The organism is Bradyrhizobium sp. ISRA442 (assembly GCF_038085055.1).
Classification (GTDB): domain Bacteria; phylum Pseudomonadota; class Alphaproteobacteria; order Rhizobiales; family Xanthobacteraceae; genus Bradyrhizobium.
Map to the genome: position 1 here is coordinate 167,671 of NZ_JALGCN010000013.1, position 19,642 is coordinate 187,312.

4 protein-coding genes are annotated in these 19,642 nt (G+C 63.8%); 2 read left to right on the forward strand and 2 right to left on the reverse strand.

Translation table 11 applies throughout. From position 1 onward, the window contains the following. Positions 1-28: 28 nt before the first annotated feature. The gene (locus tag MTR72_RS25960) at positions 29-2,251 is read right to left on the reverse strand and encodes a DUF3141 domain-containing protein (protein ID WP_341511515.1); all 2,223 of its coding nucleotides are present in this window, start codon (positions 2,249-2,251) and stop codon (positions 29-31) included. A 64-nt stretch (positions 2,252-2,315) separates the two neighbouring features. Next, positions 2,316-3,407, reverse strand: coding sequence for an AI-2E family transporter (locus MTR72_RS25965; RefSeq protein WP_341511516.1), 1,092 nt, complete (start codon positions 3,405-3,407; stop codon positions 2,316-2,318). Between the two features lie 707 nt (positions 3,408-4,114). Here MTR72_RS25965 and MTR72_RS25970 point away from each other — a divergent pair. Together MTR72_RS25970 and MTR72_RS25975 are read left to right on the forward strand one after the other, a co-directional pair. Next, positions 4,115-9,499: a hypothetical protein gene (locus MTR72_RS25970; protein ID WP_341511517.1), complete on the forward strand. Its 5,385-nt coding sequence runs from the start codon at positions 4,115-4,117 to the stop codon at positions 9,497-9,499. A 146-nt stretch (positions 9,500-9,645) separates the two neighbouring features. Beyond that, positions 9,646-19,620, forward strand: coding sequence for an Ig-like domain-containing protein (locus MTR72_RS25975; RefSeq protein WP_341511518.1), 9,975 nt, complete (start codon positions 9,646-9,648; stop codon positions 19,618-19,620). The last annotated feature ends 22 nt before the right edge of the window (positions 19,621-19,642 follow it).

Consider the following 19,642-nt stretch of genomic DNA (forward strand, 5'->3'; position numbering starts at 1 on the left):
GTGTCACTCCCGATCCTGCCAATCCGCGTTACGATGCCCTTGCCTTGGAGTCGAAAGGGGCGACGTTCGAGGTCGACTCCCCTTCGCCGTCCAGACCGAACAGCTCGGCGACGTGCTTCAGACGCTTGGCGCGTTCACCGGTGATGTCCGCGCTCGCCGACAGCACCTCGCGCATCGCCGCGAAGGCCCCGCGCCGTAGCGTCATGTCGTCGGGCAACAGCCGCGGGATGGTGGCCAGGGCGCCCTCGCGGTCCAGCAGCAGCATGAAAAACTGCTCGCGCACCAGCATCTTGAATTCCGACAGCGTCAGCCGAGGACCGGCGTGGTCGCGCCGAACCTGCCGCAGCGCCTCGATGCTTCGCTCGTCGACCATGCCGCGCGCGGAGCCGACATAAAGCAGCGCGCGAAGTGCGGCTTCGCGAAGTCCACCCTCGCCGATCCTCGACTTCAGCTCGGCGATCCGCTTCGCCAGCATGGCGCGGTGCTCCGGCGACATCTCACGCCGGCGCGTTGGCACGGCATTCGGGTCGACGCCGACGGCAGCCTGGAGCACGGGCGAGCCGTAGACGTTGAGGAAGATCATCTCGCTCAGCGCCTCCTGCGCGTCGCGCCAGCTATCGAGCGCGTGGACGATCTGTTTCGAGATCTGTTCCTGGAACGCCAGGAACGGATTGTCATCCGAAGCCGGCCTGCGATTGTCCTCGACACGGTCGGCGGCCGCCTTGACGGTGGACATCCAGGGATTTTGACTGCTGAACGCCTCATATTGCAATCGCAGCGGATGCATCTTGCGCGCCCATTCGGCGATCTGCGGTGTCACCATCCGCTTGACCCAAGGCTGCACGAACTTCTGGTAGGCCGCGAGATTGAGCTCGGAGATGCGCTTGGCAGCGGCAAAGCGGCGCTCGTCCTCCGGCGAATTGCCGCCCATCGCACGGATATCGTCGAGCGTTCGGGCCTCGCAGCGCATCACCCACTGGCCGGCCGCGAGATCAGCATTAACCGTCTCGGGGCCGCGGGCCTCGAACGTGGCTTCATAGAGCCCGGGCGGTAGCACGTCGATCAGATCGATATTGCTCGAGAATTCCGCATGCTCCTTCTTCGCGACGCCGCCGGAGACGAAGATGCCGAGATGACCGACACTTTCGTGGACGGTGTAGACGATGGTCTGGCCATAGGCCCTGATCTCATCGACGTCGGCGTAGCAGTCGAGGATCCAGTCCAGCGCCTGCTGCGGCGGGGTGATGTTGTCGCCCTTGGAGCAGAACACCACGATCGGCGAGCGGATGTTGCGCAGATCCACCTTCTGTCCGTCGGACATCTCGATGCGACCCGCGGCGAGATTGTTGCCGATGAACAGTTCATCGACGATGAACTGGATCTCCTCGGCATTGAGATTGACGTGCCCGCCCCACCAACGCTCGAAATCGAGGTAGCGCTCGGCCTCGGTGTCGACCTTCGCATAGACGTTGTATTGCTTGGTCCAGAGCGTGTTGGAGGGGTTCTGGCTCTCGAAGTTCTGCACCAGCCAGGCACCGTCGAACTTTCCGGCGCCAAGGTCGCTCGTCAGCGCCGTCAGCCAGCTTCCGCCCAAGAGGCCGCCGGAATAGCGCATCGGATATTTTCCGTGCACGCCTGCCCAGTAGGCCAGCGGCGCGCCGGCGATGATCAGGGGGCCGAACAGCTCGGGCCGCAGCGACGCCAGGATCATGATGGCCCAGCCGGCCTGGCAGTTTCCGATCACGCACGGCTTGCCGTCAGCCTCGGGATGACGGCTGATGACCGTCTCGAGGAACTTCGCTTCCGCACGCGCGATCCGCTCGATGGTCTGGCCCGGCACCGGCTCGGGCAGGAAGCCGATGAAATAGCAGGGATGTCCCGCCTTCATCGCAACACCGATCTCGCTGTCCGCCTTGAAGCCGCCGATCCCCGGGCCGTGGCCGGCGCGCGGATCGACCACGACGAACGGCCGCCGGCCCATGTCGATCTCGACATCTCTGGGTGGAATGATGCGCACCAGCGCGTAATTGACCGGCTCGTCCAGCGTCCGGCCGTCAATGATCAATTCGGCGGCATATTGCAGAACGTGCGGGGCGGTCTGTGCGACATGCTCGCGATACTGGTCGCCGCGCTGGCGCATGATGTCCAGGAACAGGACGCTGCGCTGTCCCGCATCGACCATGTATTCCACGGCGGAGGACACCCAGCCCGACATTGGGCCGCCCGGCAGTCTTACGTTTTTCATCGACATGATCGACCTCGCCGTCGCAGGCCCCCATTCAAGGAGGTCTGCAATCCCCCGACGTTGACATAGGTCAACGGTCGGCGACGACGTTCGAGGCCGGCGTGGCGCGATCGATCCGGATCCAGGCCGCCGCCAGTTCCCAGGCAACCGACAGGATGATCGGCCCGATGAAGAGACCGATTATCCCGTGCGCGACCGTCCCGCCGATCACCCCGATCAGGATTACGAGCGTCGGCGTCGTCAGGCCGCGGCCCATGACGAGCGGTTTTAAGATGTTGTCGAGCAGACCGACGACGACGAGATAGACCGTCAGGAGCAAGGCCGTGGTCACGTCCTTGTCCATCCAGATCCAGATGAGCACGGGAAGAAGGACGATGGTGGCACCGATCTGCACGATCGACAGCAGCAGCACGATGGCGGCGAGCAGGCCAGCGCTCGGGAGGCCTGCGAGCTTGAAGCCGATGCCCGCCAAAAGCGCCTGCACGATCGCGACGCCGATGATGCCCTGCGACACCGCGCGGATGGTCGCGCCGGCAAGCTCCAGAAAATGCTCGCTCTGCTCCGGCACGATGCGGAACAGGAAGCCGCGGACCGCGCCGACGAGCTGCGGCCCGTACGGGAATAGGAAGCCGGCGACGAGCACCGACAGCAGAAACTCGAGCGTGCCGAGACCGGCGCTGCCCGCGAATGACAACATCATCCCGGCGAGCGGCTTCAGATATGGCGCGACCTCGCGCAGAGCCGCCCGGATATTGGTGTAGGCTTCAGTCCAGAGATCGTAGAGCCATGGTCCGACCAGCGGCCAACCCTTGATCTGCTCGGGAGCGGCCTGAAGCGCGAAATCGCCGGTGGCGATCTGGCTTGCGAGATCCCTAATCCCTTCGACGGCGCTGAGGCCAAGCCAGGTGGCAGGACCAATGACGATACCAAGCGTGACCAAGGTGAGAATGGCCGCGGCGATCCGGGGCCGGCCACCGAGGCGCTTGGCGAGCCAGCCGAACGCCGGATAGAACGCCACCGCAAGCACCGCGCTCCAGGTCAGGATCGGCACGAAGGGCTTGATGATGAGGAAGGTCCAGACGATCAGCAGCGCCAGCAATCCGAGCCGGATCACGAACTGAATGATGTCGTCCGCGGACGGGAGCTGGCGAAGTGTCTTCAAGGCTTGAGGCCCGAGTCTTGAGCAGTGACACACACGCGCGGAGCGTAACGCCCCATCTCGCCCAGCAGGCTTGATCCAGATCAAGCGGGGTGTAGCCCCAGGGCCGGCTACTGCGGATGTGCTCGCGCACGAAGACCGCAGCGGCAGTTTGGCCTCGTTCGCTCAGTCCACCTGGCTTCGGCCTGCGACCCGATGCCGCCGGTCCTCAGATCTGATCCATTCGGTCAATACCTGGCGCATGACGAAATCAGGTTCGGCCGGCTGGTCCTGCGTTCACCTATCGCCGACGCGAGAGGTGCTTCGAGCTCTCGGCCTGCGTCGATTCAACCAATACTCATCCCGCTTTAGCGCTTTACCTGCCAAAGCGACCACCAATCTTCATTTGCTTCAACGAGGGAGCACCAGACTTTCCGGCAGGCTGGTTGCGGCGTCCGCTCGTGATTCCCGTTCTCGATCGGCCATCAGACCAAGTCTGACATGCGACAGGGAATCCTGCTGGACCGATTGCACGCTTTGCATTGTGGTAGCACGTCAACGCCTGGGCTTCGACTGGCTCTCCGAGGGGGAAACTAATCGCGTCTTCCTGCATCACGCACGCAACTCATCTCCGCGCCAGCCCTGACAACGTTTGAAAACATTGCGCCGCTTCAGACGCCCCGCAACGTCGCTGTCATGGCTAGCGCGAGATCGCTTGAGGAATGGCAGACATGGCGACCACGATTGGTAACTTGATCACGCTTGACGGGCAGTTCTCCGATTGGCCAGCGGCCGACGCCATCATGACGCCGTCAAACACCGTCGCCGGATATCAGGTCTATGGCGCTCTTCTCGACGATCAGACACTCGGCAAGACGTATCTGATCGGCATCAACGCGACACTGGCGACCGACCCGACCATCGCTGCATTCACCTACATCTATCTGAACACGGATCAGAGCAGAACGACCGGCTATAGCCCGTTCGGCAGCGTGGGGGCCGAGTACTTCGTCCAGTTCATCGCCAGCCAGGGCGGCGCGCTCCAGCCCTATCTCTATTCGGTCGATTCCGCCGGAGTTGCCACCCAGATCAACGGTGGAGCGCCGCTCGACTTCGGCATCTCGGCCGACGGTGAAAGTGTCGAGATCGCGATCCCGCAAACCCTGCTGACGCCATCTGGCGGCACCGCGCCGACCTCGATCAATTTCGCGGCCCTGATCAACAATGGGCAGGCTGCGCTGCCCGGGGATTTCAGCAACAGCCCGCAATACACCATCACCGATACGTCCGTTCCGGCAAGCCCTCCCGTCACGATCGGAAACTTGATCACGCTCGATGGTCAGTTTGCGGATTGGCCCGCGGCCGATTCCGTCGAGAGGCCGGGAAATGCCGTCGCGAATTACCAGATCGACGGCGCCCTGATCGACGATACGACCCTCGGCAAGACTTACGTCATCGGTATTGAGGCGACCGCCGCGGAAGATCCGGTCATCGCATCAAACACCTTCATCTATCTGAACACGGACCAGAACGCCGCAACCGGCTACAAAGTGTTCGGCAGCACGATTGGCGCGGAATATTACGTGAAGTTCGCGCCCGACGTGAATAACAACAATACGCTTAAGCCCTATCTGTATTCCGTGGCGCCGAATGGCGCCGAGACCCTGCTCAACAACGGCGCGCCGCTCAATTTTGCCATGTCGGCCGATGGCAAGAGCGTCGAATTGGCGATCCCGCAGGCACTGTTGACGCCCGCCGGCGGCGCCGCGCCCACCTCGATCAATTTTGCCGCCCTGGTCAACAATGGCGCGGTCGCACTGCCGGGCGATTTCAGCGGTCCGCAATACACCATTACCGATCCCTCGACGCTGATCCCGGTCGATCATACGGTCAAGAAAGTCGCAATCATCTATTCGGCAACGACGGCCGCCCTGTATTTCGGCGGCGCCGGCAGCGGCGGCGAGTCGGGCTCAGGATCGGTTCCTGGTGCCAGCGGGGCGGGACAGACCGCCTATGCCGACCTGTTCATGGCCGCGCAACACCAGGCGGCGGCAGCCGGCGTCTCCTATGACCTCCTGACCGAGGCCGACCTGACCAACGTCGCCAAGCTCTCGCAGTACAGCGCGCTGATCTTCCCGAGCATGGAGAATGTCCAGTCGAGCCAGGTGTCCGCGATCGTGAGCGCACTGACCCACGTGGTCTACGATTACCATGTGCCGATCATTACCGCCGGCAATTTCCTGACCAACGACGAGACCGGCGCGCCGCTATCCGGCAATTCCTACGCCAACATGCAGTCGCTGCTGAACGTCACGCTGGGCCAGTCCGGTACCGCGACGTATTCAGTGACGGCCAACGCGGATGCACTGGCCAGCAACAATTCCGTGGTCTCCGGCTACACCGCCGGCGAGTTGATCGGCGGCGCCAGCGGCCAATTCGCCGGCCAGCCGGCAGGCTATTACACCAACACCGGCTATCTCACCTTCAACGGCGTGACGCAGCCCGCCACGGTGCTGGCGGATATCAACATCCAGGGCGGAGGCTCGGTGGCTGGCGTGGTGCAAACGACCACGGGCGGCACCAACACCGTATTTTCGACCACCGGCCTGCTCGGCGACAGCAATCTGCTGCAGCACGCGATCCAGAACGCCGTGTTCGGCACGACGCCGAGCCTGACGATCGATGTCTCCCGTATGCAGGGCGTGCTCGCCTCGCGCACCGATCTCGACCAATCGCAGTTCCCGTCCGATGTATCGCCCGAGGGCGGCGGCGCGGGCATCTACGCCCAGTTGATCCCGATCCTGCAGCAATGGAAGCAGCAGTATAATTTTGTCGGCAGCTACTACGCCAATATCGGCGACGACGCCAATACGGCCAACGCGAACTTCACGAATTGGTCCGTGTCCGCCCCGATCTACAAGGCCCTCATGGCGATGGGCAACGAGATCGGCACCCACTCCTATACCCATCTCATCAATCCGCCCACGGTCGACGCCAACGGCAATCCGGTGCCGACCACGATCATCAACGGCGAGGTTGTCTCCACCTGGAACGAGAATACCAACACGCTCTATGTCACGGCGCCCGCCAACGGCTCGGCGCCGAACTGGACCTTCGCCTACGAGTTCGGGCAATCGAAGTCGATCCTTGAGCAGCAGCTCGGTATCACGCTTGCTGGCGCGGCGGTGCCCGGCGCCAATGACTTCATCGCGACGTCGGCGCAGATTCTGCCCTACTTCCAGAGTACGGCGGGCCTCACCGGCTACGTCACCGGCGGCTGGACCGGCGCCGGTGCGGGCTATCCCAATGCCTTCGGCTACATCGATCCGAGCAACACCAACTCGGTCTATATCGCGCCCAATGTCACGTTCGATTTCACCGAGATCGGATACCAGCACAAGACGCCGGCGCAGGCGCTGGCCGATTGGCAGACACTGTTCGGTCAGCTCTCGGCGAACTCGTCGGCACCGATCATCGTTTGGCCGTGGCACGACTATGGGCCGACAAACTGGGACACCAACGGCACCGGCGCAGATTCGGGCTACAACACGCAGATGTTCACGGACTTCATCGCCTACGCTTACAACCAGGGCTATGAGTTCGTCACTGTCTCCGATCTCGCCGCGCGCATTGCCGCACAGCAAAAGGCGACGCTGACCGAGACCACCAATGGCAACGTGATCACCGCGACGATCACACCGGACCCGACGGCGCCCGATCTCGGCGCGATGGCATTGAATGTCACCAACGGTGCCGGCCAGATCATTCAGAACGCGGGCAATTGGTACGCTTACGACAACGACAGCATCTTCCTGCCGAGGAATGGCGGCACCTTCAACGTCACGCTCGGTACCAGCGCGGACGATGTCACACATATCAACTACCTGCCGATGCGGGCTGACCTGCTCTCCGTGACCGGCGATGGTACGAACCTGGCGTTTTCGATGACGGGCGACGGCGAGGTCGACGTCCATGTCCAGACGCCGGGGGCGAACATCGTCTCGATCCAGGGCGCCCTGACCGCAACGCTGTTCGGATACGATCTGGCGCTGATGTTCAATGATGGCGCGTTGGCCGTCGATCCAAACGGGCCACAGGGCTTGGCGGTCCGGCATGACGTCACCGTCACGGATGGGGCCGCCGCGGTTGCATCGAGCGGCAACGACATCATCTTCGGCGGTTCGGCCAACGATACAATCAGTGCCCTGGACGGCAACGACACCATCAGCGGCGGTGGCGGGAATGACATCATCGATGGCGGAACCGGTACCAACACGGCAGTCTATTCTGGTCTTACCACCGACTACACTTTCACCTTGAATGCTGACGGCAGCGTCATTGCTGCCGACATGCGCGATGGCTCGCCCGACGGCACCGACACCGACATCAATATCCAGAATTTCCAGTTTGGTGACGGCAGCGTGGTGGCCAAGGCTTTACTGCCATTTTCCGCCATCATGGGAACGGCGGGCAACGATACTCTGACCAACTCCGCCGTCATCCCCAGCACGGGCCAGACCCTCTTCGGGCTGGGCGGCGACGACACGTTGACCGCCGGCACCGGAGGCAACGCCATTCTGGACGGTGGCGATGGCAATGACACGCTGACCGACGCGGGCGCGAGCGCTCCGGTAAGCATCGTCGATACCATGATCGGCGGAGCGGGCGACGACACCTATGTCGTGACGCGGGCCAATGACATCATCATTGAACAACCCAATGGCGGTACTGACACGGTTCGCACCAACCTTGCCAGCCTCGTGCTGGCCGACAACGTCGAGAACGTGGTCTACACGGGCACGACTGGTATCTCTCTCACCGGCAACGCCTCGGCAAACACGTTCAGCGGCTTTCACGGCACCACCACTTTCAACGGAGGCGACGGCACCGACACCGTCTTGTTTACGGGCGAGTTCGGCCAATACACCAAGACGCAGAATGCCGATGGCAGCATCAAGCTTGTCGATACAAGAACAGGTTCGCCGGACGGCACCGCGACATTCAGCAACGTCGAGATGTTCCAGTTCAGCGACGGGCTGGTCCTCACCGCGGCGCAGCTCGGTCCGGCGGCCGTCGTCAATGGAACGTCCGGCAACGACACCCTAACGAGCACGATGGCCGGCGCCATCATTTCCGGACTCGCGGGCAATGACACCATGACGGCCGGCGCCGCCAATCAGATCCTCAATGGCGGAGCCGGTAACGATACGCTGAGGGACAATGGCAAGACCGGCGTAGTCTTGTTCGGCGGAGCGGGCAACGACACCTACGTCGTGACCAGCGCAGGGACCGTCGTTACCGAGCTTGCGGGGAATGGTACGGACGCCGTTCAGACCTCCCTTTCGAGCTATCAGCTCTCCGTCAATATCGAGAGCCTCACCTATACGGGAAGCGGAAGCTTTACCTCGACCGCAACTGCGGCAGGACAAACGATTTCCGGCGGCTCTGGAGCCGATACGCTCAGCGACGGCGGATTCGGCAGTGTCACACTCCGCGGCAACGGCGGCGCCGACAAGTTCTTCGTGAGCAGCGCTTCGACTTCAGTCGTCGAAACGGGCAGCGCGAGCTCGAGCGTGACCACCACACTGTCCAGCTATACGCTGACGAACAACGTCCAGAACCTGACCTACACTGGATCCGCCGCCTTCACCGGCACTGGCAACTCATCGGCAAATACCATCACGGGCAGCACAGGCAACGACACGCTGTCCGGTGGTGGTGGCGGCGATACGCTGATCGGCGGCGCCGGTAACGACCGCATGTCAGGCGGAGGCGGAGGCGTCGACAATTTCGTGTTCGCGCCGATCAATCCCACCACGGTGAACGGCGTCTACAACGCCGGCTTCGGCAGCGATGTGATCACCGACTTCAACGCGAATGCGCTCAGCTCCGATCACGACGTCCTGCAGCTCTCCGCGTCGATGTTCGCCGCGGGCACCACCGCATCGGCGATCGCCAATGGAACGGCGCACAATGCTGCGGGCGGCCTCGTTACGGTTGTGCAGTCGGGATCCAACGTCGTGATCACGGTGGACCCGACCGACACGATCACGCTCAACAGCGTTTCGCTTACGCTGCTCAAGCTCGGCGCCACCACCGACATCCATCTCGTCTGACCGAAAGGGACCGAATCCGGCCGACTTAAGCATCACACATCATCGTTCGCAGCCAATCACATTTGTTCTCTTTATCTCGGGCGACTTTCATACGGAACTCTTATCGCAAATCTCCAATCGCGTTGCATTTTTATGGGGCCAGTCACATGATCACCTCGCATCACGAGATTGCTTTCATCGACCGTAACGTGGACCAACTGACCGCCCTGCTGGCAGGTTTACGAGCAGAGGTCGAGCCGATCGTGCTGTTGGCCGATGCTCCCGCTCCGCGGCAGATGGCGGACGTCCTGAAGCATCGGTCGGACCTCGCGGCCATTCACCTGATCGCGCATGGCGCGCCGGGACAGGTGAACTGCGGAGCGAGCGCGCTCACACTCGAGACGATCGAAAACGAGGACGAGGATCTCGCGGCAATCGGCCGCGCACTGGGCAACGGCGGCTCACTCCAGCTATGGGCGTGCAACGCGGCCAGAGGCGCGCGCGGCGCGGCGTTCGTCGATGCCTTGGCGCGGGCGACGGGCGCACAGGTGTTGGCTGCAACAAGTCTGGTCGGTGCCGCTGCGCTCGGTGGCGGCTGGGAGCTTCACGCGCGCTCGGGCGCGAATCATGCCCAGGCGCCGCTGACGGCGCAGGGAATCGGGAACTACGCGGCCGTGATGGCGGCGAAGACCTGGACCGGCGGCGGCAGCACGGGCAATCCGAACAGCGGAAACTGGAGTTCTTCGGGCAACTGGAGCCCGAGCGGCGTTCCCGCGGCCGGTGATGACGTCACGATCGGCGGCAACTCCGGCGGCAGCTATACCGTTACCCTCGACGTCAGCTCCGCGGCGCTCAATTCGCTGACCATGAATTTCAACAATACGGCGACGCTGTTGATCGGCAGCGGCAAAACGCTCAACGTGACCAATACCGTAAGCCTGAACTCGACCAACATCATCTCGATGTCGGGCGGCACGGTCAACGCAGGCACCCTCGCGCTGATAGCCCCAAGCGCCAACGTGACCGGTTTTGGCACGCTGAGTATCTCCGGTCATTACACCGGGACGGGCAAGTTGACTGCAAACGGCGGCACGCTCGATGTGTTCGGGACAGTCGACAGCGGCGTTGTCTTGACGATCGGCACTTCCTCCAATTCGAACCTGAAGCTTGAAGGCACGGCGACCTCGGCTGCGATCACCATCAACAACGCCAACCAGACGCTCGAAATCGGCGCCAGCGGCAGCCTGACGCTAACCGCGGCGGAAAGCATTACGAATGGCAAGATCCAGCTCGACGGCGGCACGCTGACCGATGCGTCCGGCCTGACGATCGGTGCCAGTGCGACCTTGATCGGTTCGGGCACGGTGGCGGCGAACATCGCCGCCGGCACCGGCACGATCACGGCCAGCGGCGGTGTGCTGAATTTGAACGGCACCGTGGCCAGCGGCAACGCGTTTACGATTGCGAGCGCGTCGGCATCGACGCTGAAGTTCTCCGGCACGTCGACCATGGCGACTGCGGTCTCGATCACCAGCGCCAACCAGACGCTCGAGGTTGGAGCCGGCGGCAATCTGACGATCGGCTCAACCGAAATCGTTACCAACGGCAAGATTGTATTGAGCGGCGGCACGCTGACCGACAGCAACGGCATCGTCATCAGCAGCGGCGCGACACTGAGCGGCACTGGCACGGCAGGTGCGATCACGCTCTCGGGTGGAACGATCACGCAGACCGGCGGCACACTCACGTTGGCAAGCATCATTGGCAGCGGAAATGTCAATGGCACCATCACCAATGCGGCGATTACCGCCAAGGGCGGCACGCTAGACCTGTTCGGCTCGATTGCCGGAACCAGCACGCTCGCCATCGACTTCAGTGCAGCGACGATTTTGAAGATCGATGGGACGGTATCTTCCGGCGCGATTTCGATCGTCAGTTCCAACCAGACGCTGGAGATCGGCGCCACCGGTAGCCTGACGCTGACCTCGGCGCAAAGCATCACCAACGGCAAGATCCAGCTCGACGGCGGCACGCTGACCGATGCGTTCGGCCTCTCGATCGATAATGCCGCGACGTTGATCGGAAAGGGTATAGTTGCGGCAACGGTGAATACCAGTGGCATCGGAACCATCACGGCGAGCGGCGGTACGCTCGAGTTTTCCAGCGCTGTCGGCAGCACAAGCGCCGCCTCGTTCCACATCGCCAACGTCGCCGGCTCGGTGCTGAAGTTCGATGGTGCCGTCGGCACGGCCTCGATTCATCCGACCATCACGTTCGATGGCGGCCAGGGCGTTCTCGATCTCTCGTCGGACACGCTTCCGAATTTCCATGGCACTATAGCCAATTTCGCGGGCGGCGAAGGCATCAAGGTCAATGGCGCGGCCGCCGCCGTGCTCGATTCATCGGGCACCTTCATCACCGTTTATGACTCCGCGCACAACTCTCTTGGGACCCTCAATCTGTCCACTTCATATGCCGGCAGTGAGTTTACCGTCTCGAGCGGCACCATTTCGGTAAACGCGGACACGACGACGCCAACCGGCGGAACGCCGGACCTGATCGATGCGTCCGATTCCGGCGTGCTGCATACCGACAACATTACGAATGTCACCGCACCTGCGTTCACCGTCACGCTCGATGGGACGGTCGCGGTTGGTGATACCGTTCAGTTGCTGCTTGACGGCTCGCCGCTGGCGCATGCCGTAACGCATACGATCTCGTTTGACGATCTCAGCGCCGGCAAGGTGACTCTCACGGTGACGGCAGGCGACCTCGGTGCCGATGGCATCAAGTCGATTTCGGCCAAGTTTAGCGACGTGGCTGGGCACACATCGACAACCTCGGCGCTGGCGATTACACTTGATACCACGGCACCGACGGGCGGGGCGCCCGACCTGACCGTAATCTCCGATACCGGTTCGTCAAGCACCGACGACCTCACCAATGAGACGGCGCCGACCTTCCAGGTCGCGCTCGATCCGTCTGTGCAGGCGGGCGACACGGTCGAGCTTAAGCTCGGCGGGGCATCGCTGGCGAATCCGGTACTGCATACGATTACGGCAGCCGAAGTTGCGGCTCAGTCCGTTCAGTTGACGGTGACGGCCGGCGACCTGGGCGCCGATGGCACGAAGTCGCTCACCGCGGTCTTTACCGATGCCGCCGGGAATACATCGACGACCTCGGCAACGGTCATCACGCTCGACACGACGCCGCCGACGGCGAGCATCACGCTTGACGCCATCACTCCCGACAATATCCTCAACGCAGCAGAGGCCGGCAGCACGGTCACCGTAACCGGCACGGTCGGCGGCGACGTCCATGATGGCGACACCGTCACCCTGACGGTGAACGGCACCACCTATACCGGCATGGTCTCGGGCACGACGTTCAGCATCGGTATCGCTGGCAGCGATCTCACCGCCGATGGCGACCGTACGGTCGACGCCAGCGTCACCACGGCTGACGCCGCCGGCAATGCGACCACGGCCACGGCGACCAAGGCCTACGCGGTCGACACGGTGGCGCCGACCGCCACCCTGGCAGTCAATGACATCACCGCGGACAACGTGCTCAATGCAGCGGAGGCCAGCGCCACGGTCGCCGTGACCGGCACGGTCGGCGGCGATGTCCATGATGGCGACACCGTCACCTTGACGGTGAATGGTACCGCCTACAACGGCGTGGTCTCGGGTACGACCTTCAGCATCGGCATCAACGGCAGCGATCTCGTCGCCGACGCCGATCACACGGTCGACGCCAGCGTCACGACCACCGATCCGGCCGGCAACAGCACCACGGCCACGGCGACGAAGGCCTATACGGTCGATACTACGGCGCCGACGGCGAGCATCGCCGTGGACGCCATCACCTCCGACAACGTCCTCAACGCAGCGGAGGCCGGCGGCACCGTGGCGGTGACCGGTACGGTCGGCGGCGACGTCCATGATGGCGACACCGTCACCCTGACGGTGAACGGCACTGCCTACACCGGCGCTGCCAGCAACGGTGGCTTCAGCATCAACGTCGCGGGCAGCGATCTCGCCGCCGATGGCGACCACGCGGTCGACGCCAGCGTCACCACCACCGATCCGGCCGGCAACAGCACGACCGCCACGGCGACCAAAGTCTATGCGGTCGACACTACGGCGCCGACGGCGAGCATCGCCGTGGACGCCATCACCTCCGACAACGTCCTCAACGCAGCGGAGGCCGGCGGCACCGTGGCGGTGACCGGTACGGTCGGCGGCGACGTTCATGATGGTGACACCGTCACCCTGACGGTAAACGGCAATGCTTATACCGGCACAGTCTCGGGCACGACCTTCAGCATCGGCGTGGCTGGCAGCGATCTCACCGCCGACGGCGATCATGCGGTTGACGCCAGCGTCACCACCACGGACACAGCGGGCAACAGCACCACTGCAACGACAACCAAAACCTATGCAGTCGATACTGCCGCGCCGAGCGCCAGCATCACGCTCGACGCTATCACTGCAGACAACGTGCTTAACGCGGCGGAGGCGGCCGGCACCGTGGCGGTGACCGGTACGGTCGGCGGCGACGTCCATGACGGCGACACCGTCACCCTGACAGTGAACAGCACCGCTTACACTGGCGTGGTCAGCGGTACGACCTTCAGCATCAACGTCGCAGGCAGCGATCTCGCCGCCGATGGCGACCATGCGGTCGACGCCAGCGTCACCACCACCGATCAGGCCGGCAACAGCACCACGGCCACGGCGGCGAAGGCCTATACGGTCGATACCACGGCGCCGACGGCGAGCATCGCCGTGGACGCCATCACTCCCGACAACGTCCTCAATGCAGCCGAGGCCGGCGGCACTGTGGCAGTGGCCGGCACGGTCGGCGGAGACGTCCACGATGGCGACACAGTCACTCTGACGGTGAATGGCACTGCCTATACCGGCGTGGTCTCGGGCACGACGTTCAGCATCCATGTCAACGGCAGCGATCTCGCCGCCGATGGCGACCATACTGTCGACGCCAGCGTCACCACGACCGATGCAGCCGGCAATAGCACGACCGCGACGGCAACCAAAGCCTATGCGGTGGACACTGTGGCGCCGACCGCCAGCTTGGGGGTGAACGACATCACCGCGGATAACGTCCTCAACGCAGCGGAAGCCGGCGGAACTATCGCTGTGACCGGCACGGTCGGCGGCGACGTGCATGACGGCGACACCGTCACCCTGACGGTGAACGGCACGGCCTATTCCGGCGCGGTCTCGGGCACGACGTTCAGCATCGGTGTCGCCGGCAGCGATCTCGCGGCCGATCTCGATCACACGGTCGACGCAAGCGTCACCACAATCGACGCAGCCGGCAATAGCACGACGGCGACGACAACCAAAGCCTATGCGGTGGACACCGTGGCGCCAACCGCCAGCCTGGCGGTGGACGCCATTACCACGGACAACGTCCTCAACGCAGCGGAAGCCGGTGGAACTATCGCTGTGACCGGCACGGTCGGCGGCGACGTCCATGACGGCGACACTGTCACCCTGACGGTGAACGGCAACGCCTATACCGGCGTGGTCAGCGGCACGACCTTCAGCATCGGCGTGGCTGGCAGCGATCTCGCCACCGACGCCGATCACACGGTCGACGCCAGCGTTGCCACCACGGACGCAGCGGGCAACAGCACGACCGCAACGACAACCAAGGTCTATGCGGTCGACACTGTGGCGCCCACCGCCAGCGTCGCACTCGACGCCATCACTGCCGACAACGTCCTCAATGCAGCGGAGGCGGCCGGCACCGTGGCGGTGACCGGCACGATCGGCGGCGACGTCCATGATGGCGACACCGTCACCCTGACGGTGAACGGCAACGCCTATGCCGGCACGGTTTCGGGCACGACCTTCAGCATCGGCGTCGTCGGCAGCGATCTCGCCGCGGACGGCGACCATACGGTCGACGCCAGCGTCACCACGACCGACGCGGCCGGCAACAGTACGACCGCAACGACGACTAAGGCCTACGCGGTCGACACCACGGCCACCGCCAGCATCGCGCTCGACAGCATCACTGCTGACAACGTTCTCAACGCAGCGGAAGCTGGCGGCACCGTCGCAGTGACCGGCACGGTCGGCGGCGATGTCCATGATGGCGACACCGTCACCCTGACGGTGAATGGTACCGCCTACGCCGGCGCGGTCTCGGGCACGACGTTCAGCATCAATGTGGCGGGCAATGATCTCGCGGCCGATGCAGACCGTACGGTCGATGCCAGCGTCACCACGACCGACGCTGCCGGCAACAGCACGACCGCCACTGCGACCAAAGGCTACGCGGTCGACACTGTGGCGCCGGCCGCCACCCTGGCCGTGAACGACATCACCTCCGACAACGTCCTCAATGCAGCGGAGGCCGGCGGGACGGTCGCGGTGACCGGAACGGTCGGCGGCGACGTCCATGACGGCGACACCGTTACCCTGACGGTGAACGGCACGGCCTACACCGGAACGGTCTCGGGCACGAGCTTCAGCATCAGTGTCGCTGGCAGCGATCTCGCCGCCGATGGCGACCATACGGTCGACGCCGGCGTCACCACGACCGATGCGGCCGGCAATTCAACGACCACGACCACCACCAAGCTGTACACAGTCGACACCGTGGCACCGGCCGCCAGCCTGGCCGTGAACGACATCACCTCCGACAACGTCCTCAATGCAGCGGAGGCCGGCGGGACGGTCGCGGTGACCGGCACGGTCGGCGGCGACGTCCATGATGGCGACACCGTCACCCTGACGGTGAATGGCAATGCCTATATCGGCGCGGTTTCGAGTATGACGTTCAGCATCAGCGTCAACGGCAGCGATCTCGCGGCCGATGGCGACCATACGGTCGACGCCAGCGTCACCACGACCGATGCAGCCGGCAACAGCTCGACCGCCACCGCGACCAAGGCCTACACGGTCGACACCGCGGCGCCGACCGCCAGCCTGGCGGTCAACGACATCACCCCCGACAACGTCCTCAACGCAGCGGAGGCCGGCAGCACGGTCGCCGTGACCGGCACGGTTGGCGGCGACGTCCATGACGGCGACACCGTCACCCTGACGGTGAACGGCAACGCCTATACCGGCACGGTCTCGGGCACGACCTTCAGCATCGGCGTGGCTGGCAGTGATCTCGCCACCGACGCCGATCACACGGTCGACGCCAGCGTCACCACGACCGATGCGGCCGGCAATTCAACGACCGCGACCACAACCAAGCTATACACGGTCGACACCGTGGCACCGACCGCCAGCCTGGCCGTCAACGACATCACCTCCGACAACGTCCTCAACGCAGCGGAGGCCAACGGCACCGTGGCGGTGACCGGCACGGTGGGCGGCGACGTTCATGATGGCGACACCGTCACCCTCACGGTGAACGGCAATGCCTATACCGGCACAGTCTCCGGCACGACGTTCAGCATCGGCGTCGCCGGCAGCGATCTCGCGGCCGACGGCGACCATACCGTCGACGCCAGCGTCACCACGGCCGATGCAGCCGGCAACAGCACGACCGCCACGGCGGCCAAGAGCTACACGGTTGACACCACCGGAACAGCCAGCATCGCAGTCAGCAACATCACCACGGACAACGTTCTCAACGCAACGGAGGCTGGCAGCACGATCGCCGTGACCGGCACGGTCGGCGGCGACGTCCATGACGGCGACACCGTTACCCTGACGGTGAACGGCAACGCCTATACCGGAACAGTGTCGGGTACGAGCTTCAGCATCGCCGTCGCCGGCAGCGATCTCGCCGCCGATGGCGACCATACGGTCGACGCCAGCGTCACCACCACCGACGCCGCAGGGAACAGCACGACCGCTACCGCGACCAAGGCCTACACGGTCGATACCGTGGCGCCGGCCGCCAGCCTGACGGTGAACGACGTCACCGCGGACAACGTCCTCAACGCAGCGGAGGCCGGCAGCACGGTCACCGTGACCGGCACGGTCGGCGGCGACGTTCATGATGGCGACACCATCACCCTGACGGTGAACGGCAATGCCTACACCGGAACAGTTTCGGGCACGAGCTTCAACATCGGCGTCGCCGGCAGCGATCTCGCGGCCGATCTCGACCATACGGTCGATGCCAGCGTCACCACCACCGATGCGGCGGGGAACAGCACGACCGCGACCGCGACCAAGGCCTACACGATCGATACGGTGGCACCGATCGCCAGCCTGACGGTGAACGACATCACCGCGGACGACGTCCTCAACGCAGCGGAAGCCAGCAGCACGGTGGCGGTGACCGGCACGGTCGGCGGCGACGTTCATGATGGCGACACCATCACCCTGACGGTGAACGGCAATGCCTATACCGGCACAGTCTCGGGCACGACGTTCAGCATCACCGTCAACGGCAGCGATCTCGCGGCCGATCTCGACCATACGGTCGACGCGAGCGTCACCACGACTGACGCGGCCGGCAACGCGACCACGGCCACGGCGACCAAGAGCTACGCGGTCGACACCACCGCCGATTCAGCGCCAACGGCCGCGGTTGACATCACGCCGACCACAATCGACGCTACCGGCAAGAGCTCAGTCGCGTACACGATTGCGGGCGTCGATCCCGATGCGACCGCCAGCGTCACCTTCACAAGCAGCGGTGGCGGCTCCGTGACGGTCAATGCGCTGGGCAATGGTACGCACAATATCGACCTGACGTCCCTGAGTGACGGGACCGTCACTGCAACGATCGCACTGACGGATATTGCCGGCAACAGTGCGACCGGTATCGGTGACACCGCGAGCCTGACCACCAGCTCAGGCGGCATCACCCAAAACGGCACGTCGGGCGCCGACGTCATGACAGGCACGCCTTTCGACGACACGTTGAACGGCCTCGGCGGCAACGACACCCTGATTGGAAATGGCGGTAACGACAATCTCCAGGGCGGAGCCGGCAACGATACGTTCATGTACAAGGTCGGTGACGGAGCCGACACCATGAACGGCGGTGCGGGCACCGACAGCCTCTACATCACGGGAACTGCCGGCGACGACACCATCCACGTCGTCGCATCCAGCAGCGCCCTCACCGGGCTCGAGGGAGGCACACTTGCCGCTATCGAGCGCGTGTATCTCGATCTCGGTGCTGGAAATGCGGACACGCTGAGCTATGCCGGCACGACCGCCAGCCTGACCGTCAACCTGCTGCAGTCGAATGCGACCGGGTTCACCTCGATCGCAGGCGTCGAGAACGTGACCGGCGGCTCTGGCAGCGATGATCTTACCGGAGATGCCCACGACAACGTGCTCGACGGCGGAGCCGGCAGTGACACCATCATCGGCGGTGGCGGAAATGACGTGATCTTCGGTGGCGCCGGCAATGATTTGATCATCTACAAGGTCGGCGATGGCGTCGATACCATCGACGGCGGCGCCGGTACCGATACGCTGGAAATTGACGGAACGTCCGGCACCGACGTCCTCAACGTCGTGGTGACCGGCTCCACAATCACCGGTCTTGCCGGAGGGACAGTTACCAACGTGGAGAAGGTGGAGCTCAATCTTCTTGGCAGCACGAACGACATGCTGAGCTACGCCGGGACCACGTCGAACATCACCGTCAATCTGGCCAACCAGGCCGGGACGGGATTTGTCTCGGTCGCCGGCGTCGAGCACGTCACGGGAGGTAGCGGCAACGATACCCTGACCGGCAATTCGGCGGCCAACCAGCTCATCGGTGGCGACGGCAACGACAAGATCAACGGTGGTGCCGGAGCCGACACGCTCACCGGCGGCGATGGCAGCGATACATTCGTCTACACGTCGCTCGCAAACTCGCGCGTGGCCGCGTTCGACACCATCAACGACTTTACGACCGGTGTCGACAAGCTCCAGATCGGTCACGCGCTCAACGGCCTGACCACCGGCTTGACGAAAACCACCGGTATCACCGGCGACCTGGCGACGGATCTCGCGAGCATCCTCAACAACACGAACCTCAAGGCCAATGGTGCCGCGGAAGTGACCATCGCCAGCGGTAGCGACGCCGGCACCTACGTGATCATCAACGATGGAGCGGCCGGCTATAAGGCCGGAAACGACGCCGTCATCAAGCTGGCTGGCGCCCCGCTCCTGCACACCACGGACTTCATCATCTGACCAGGCATCCGCTCGGGCGATG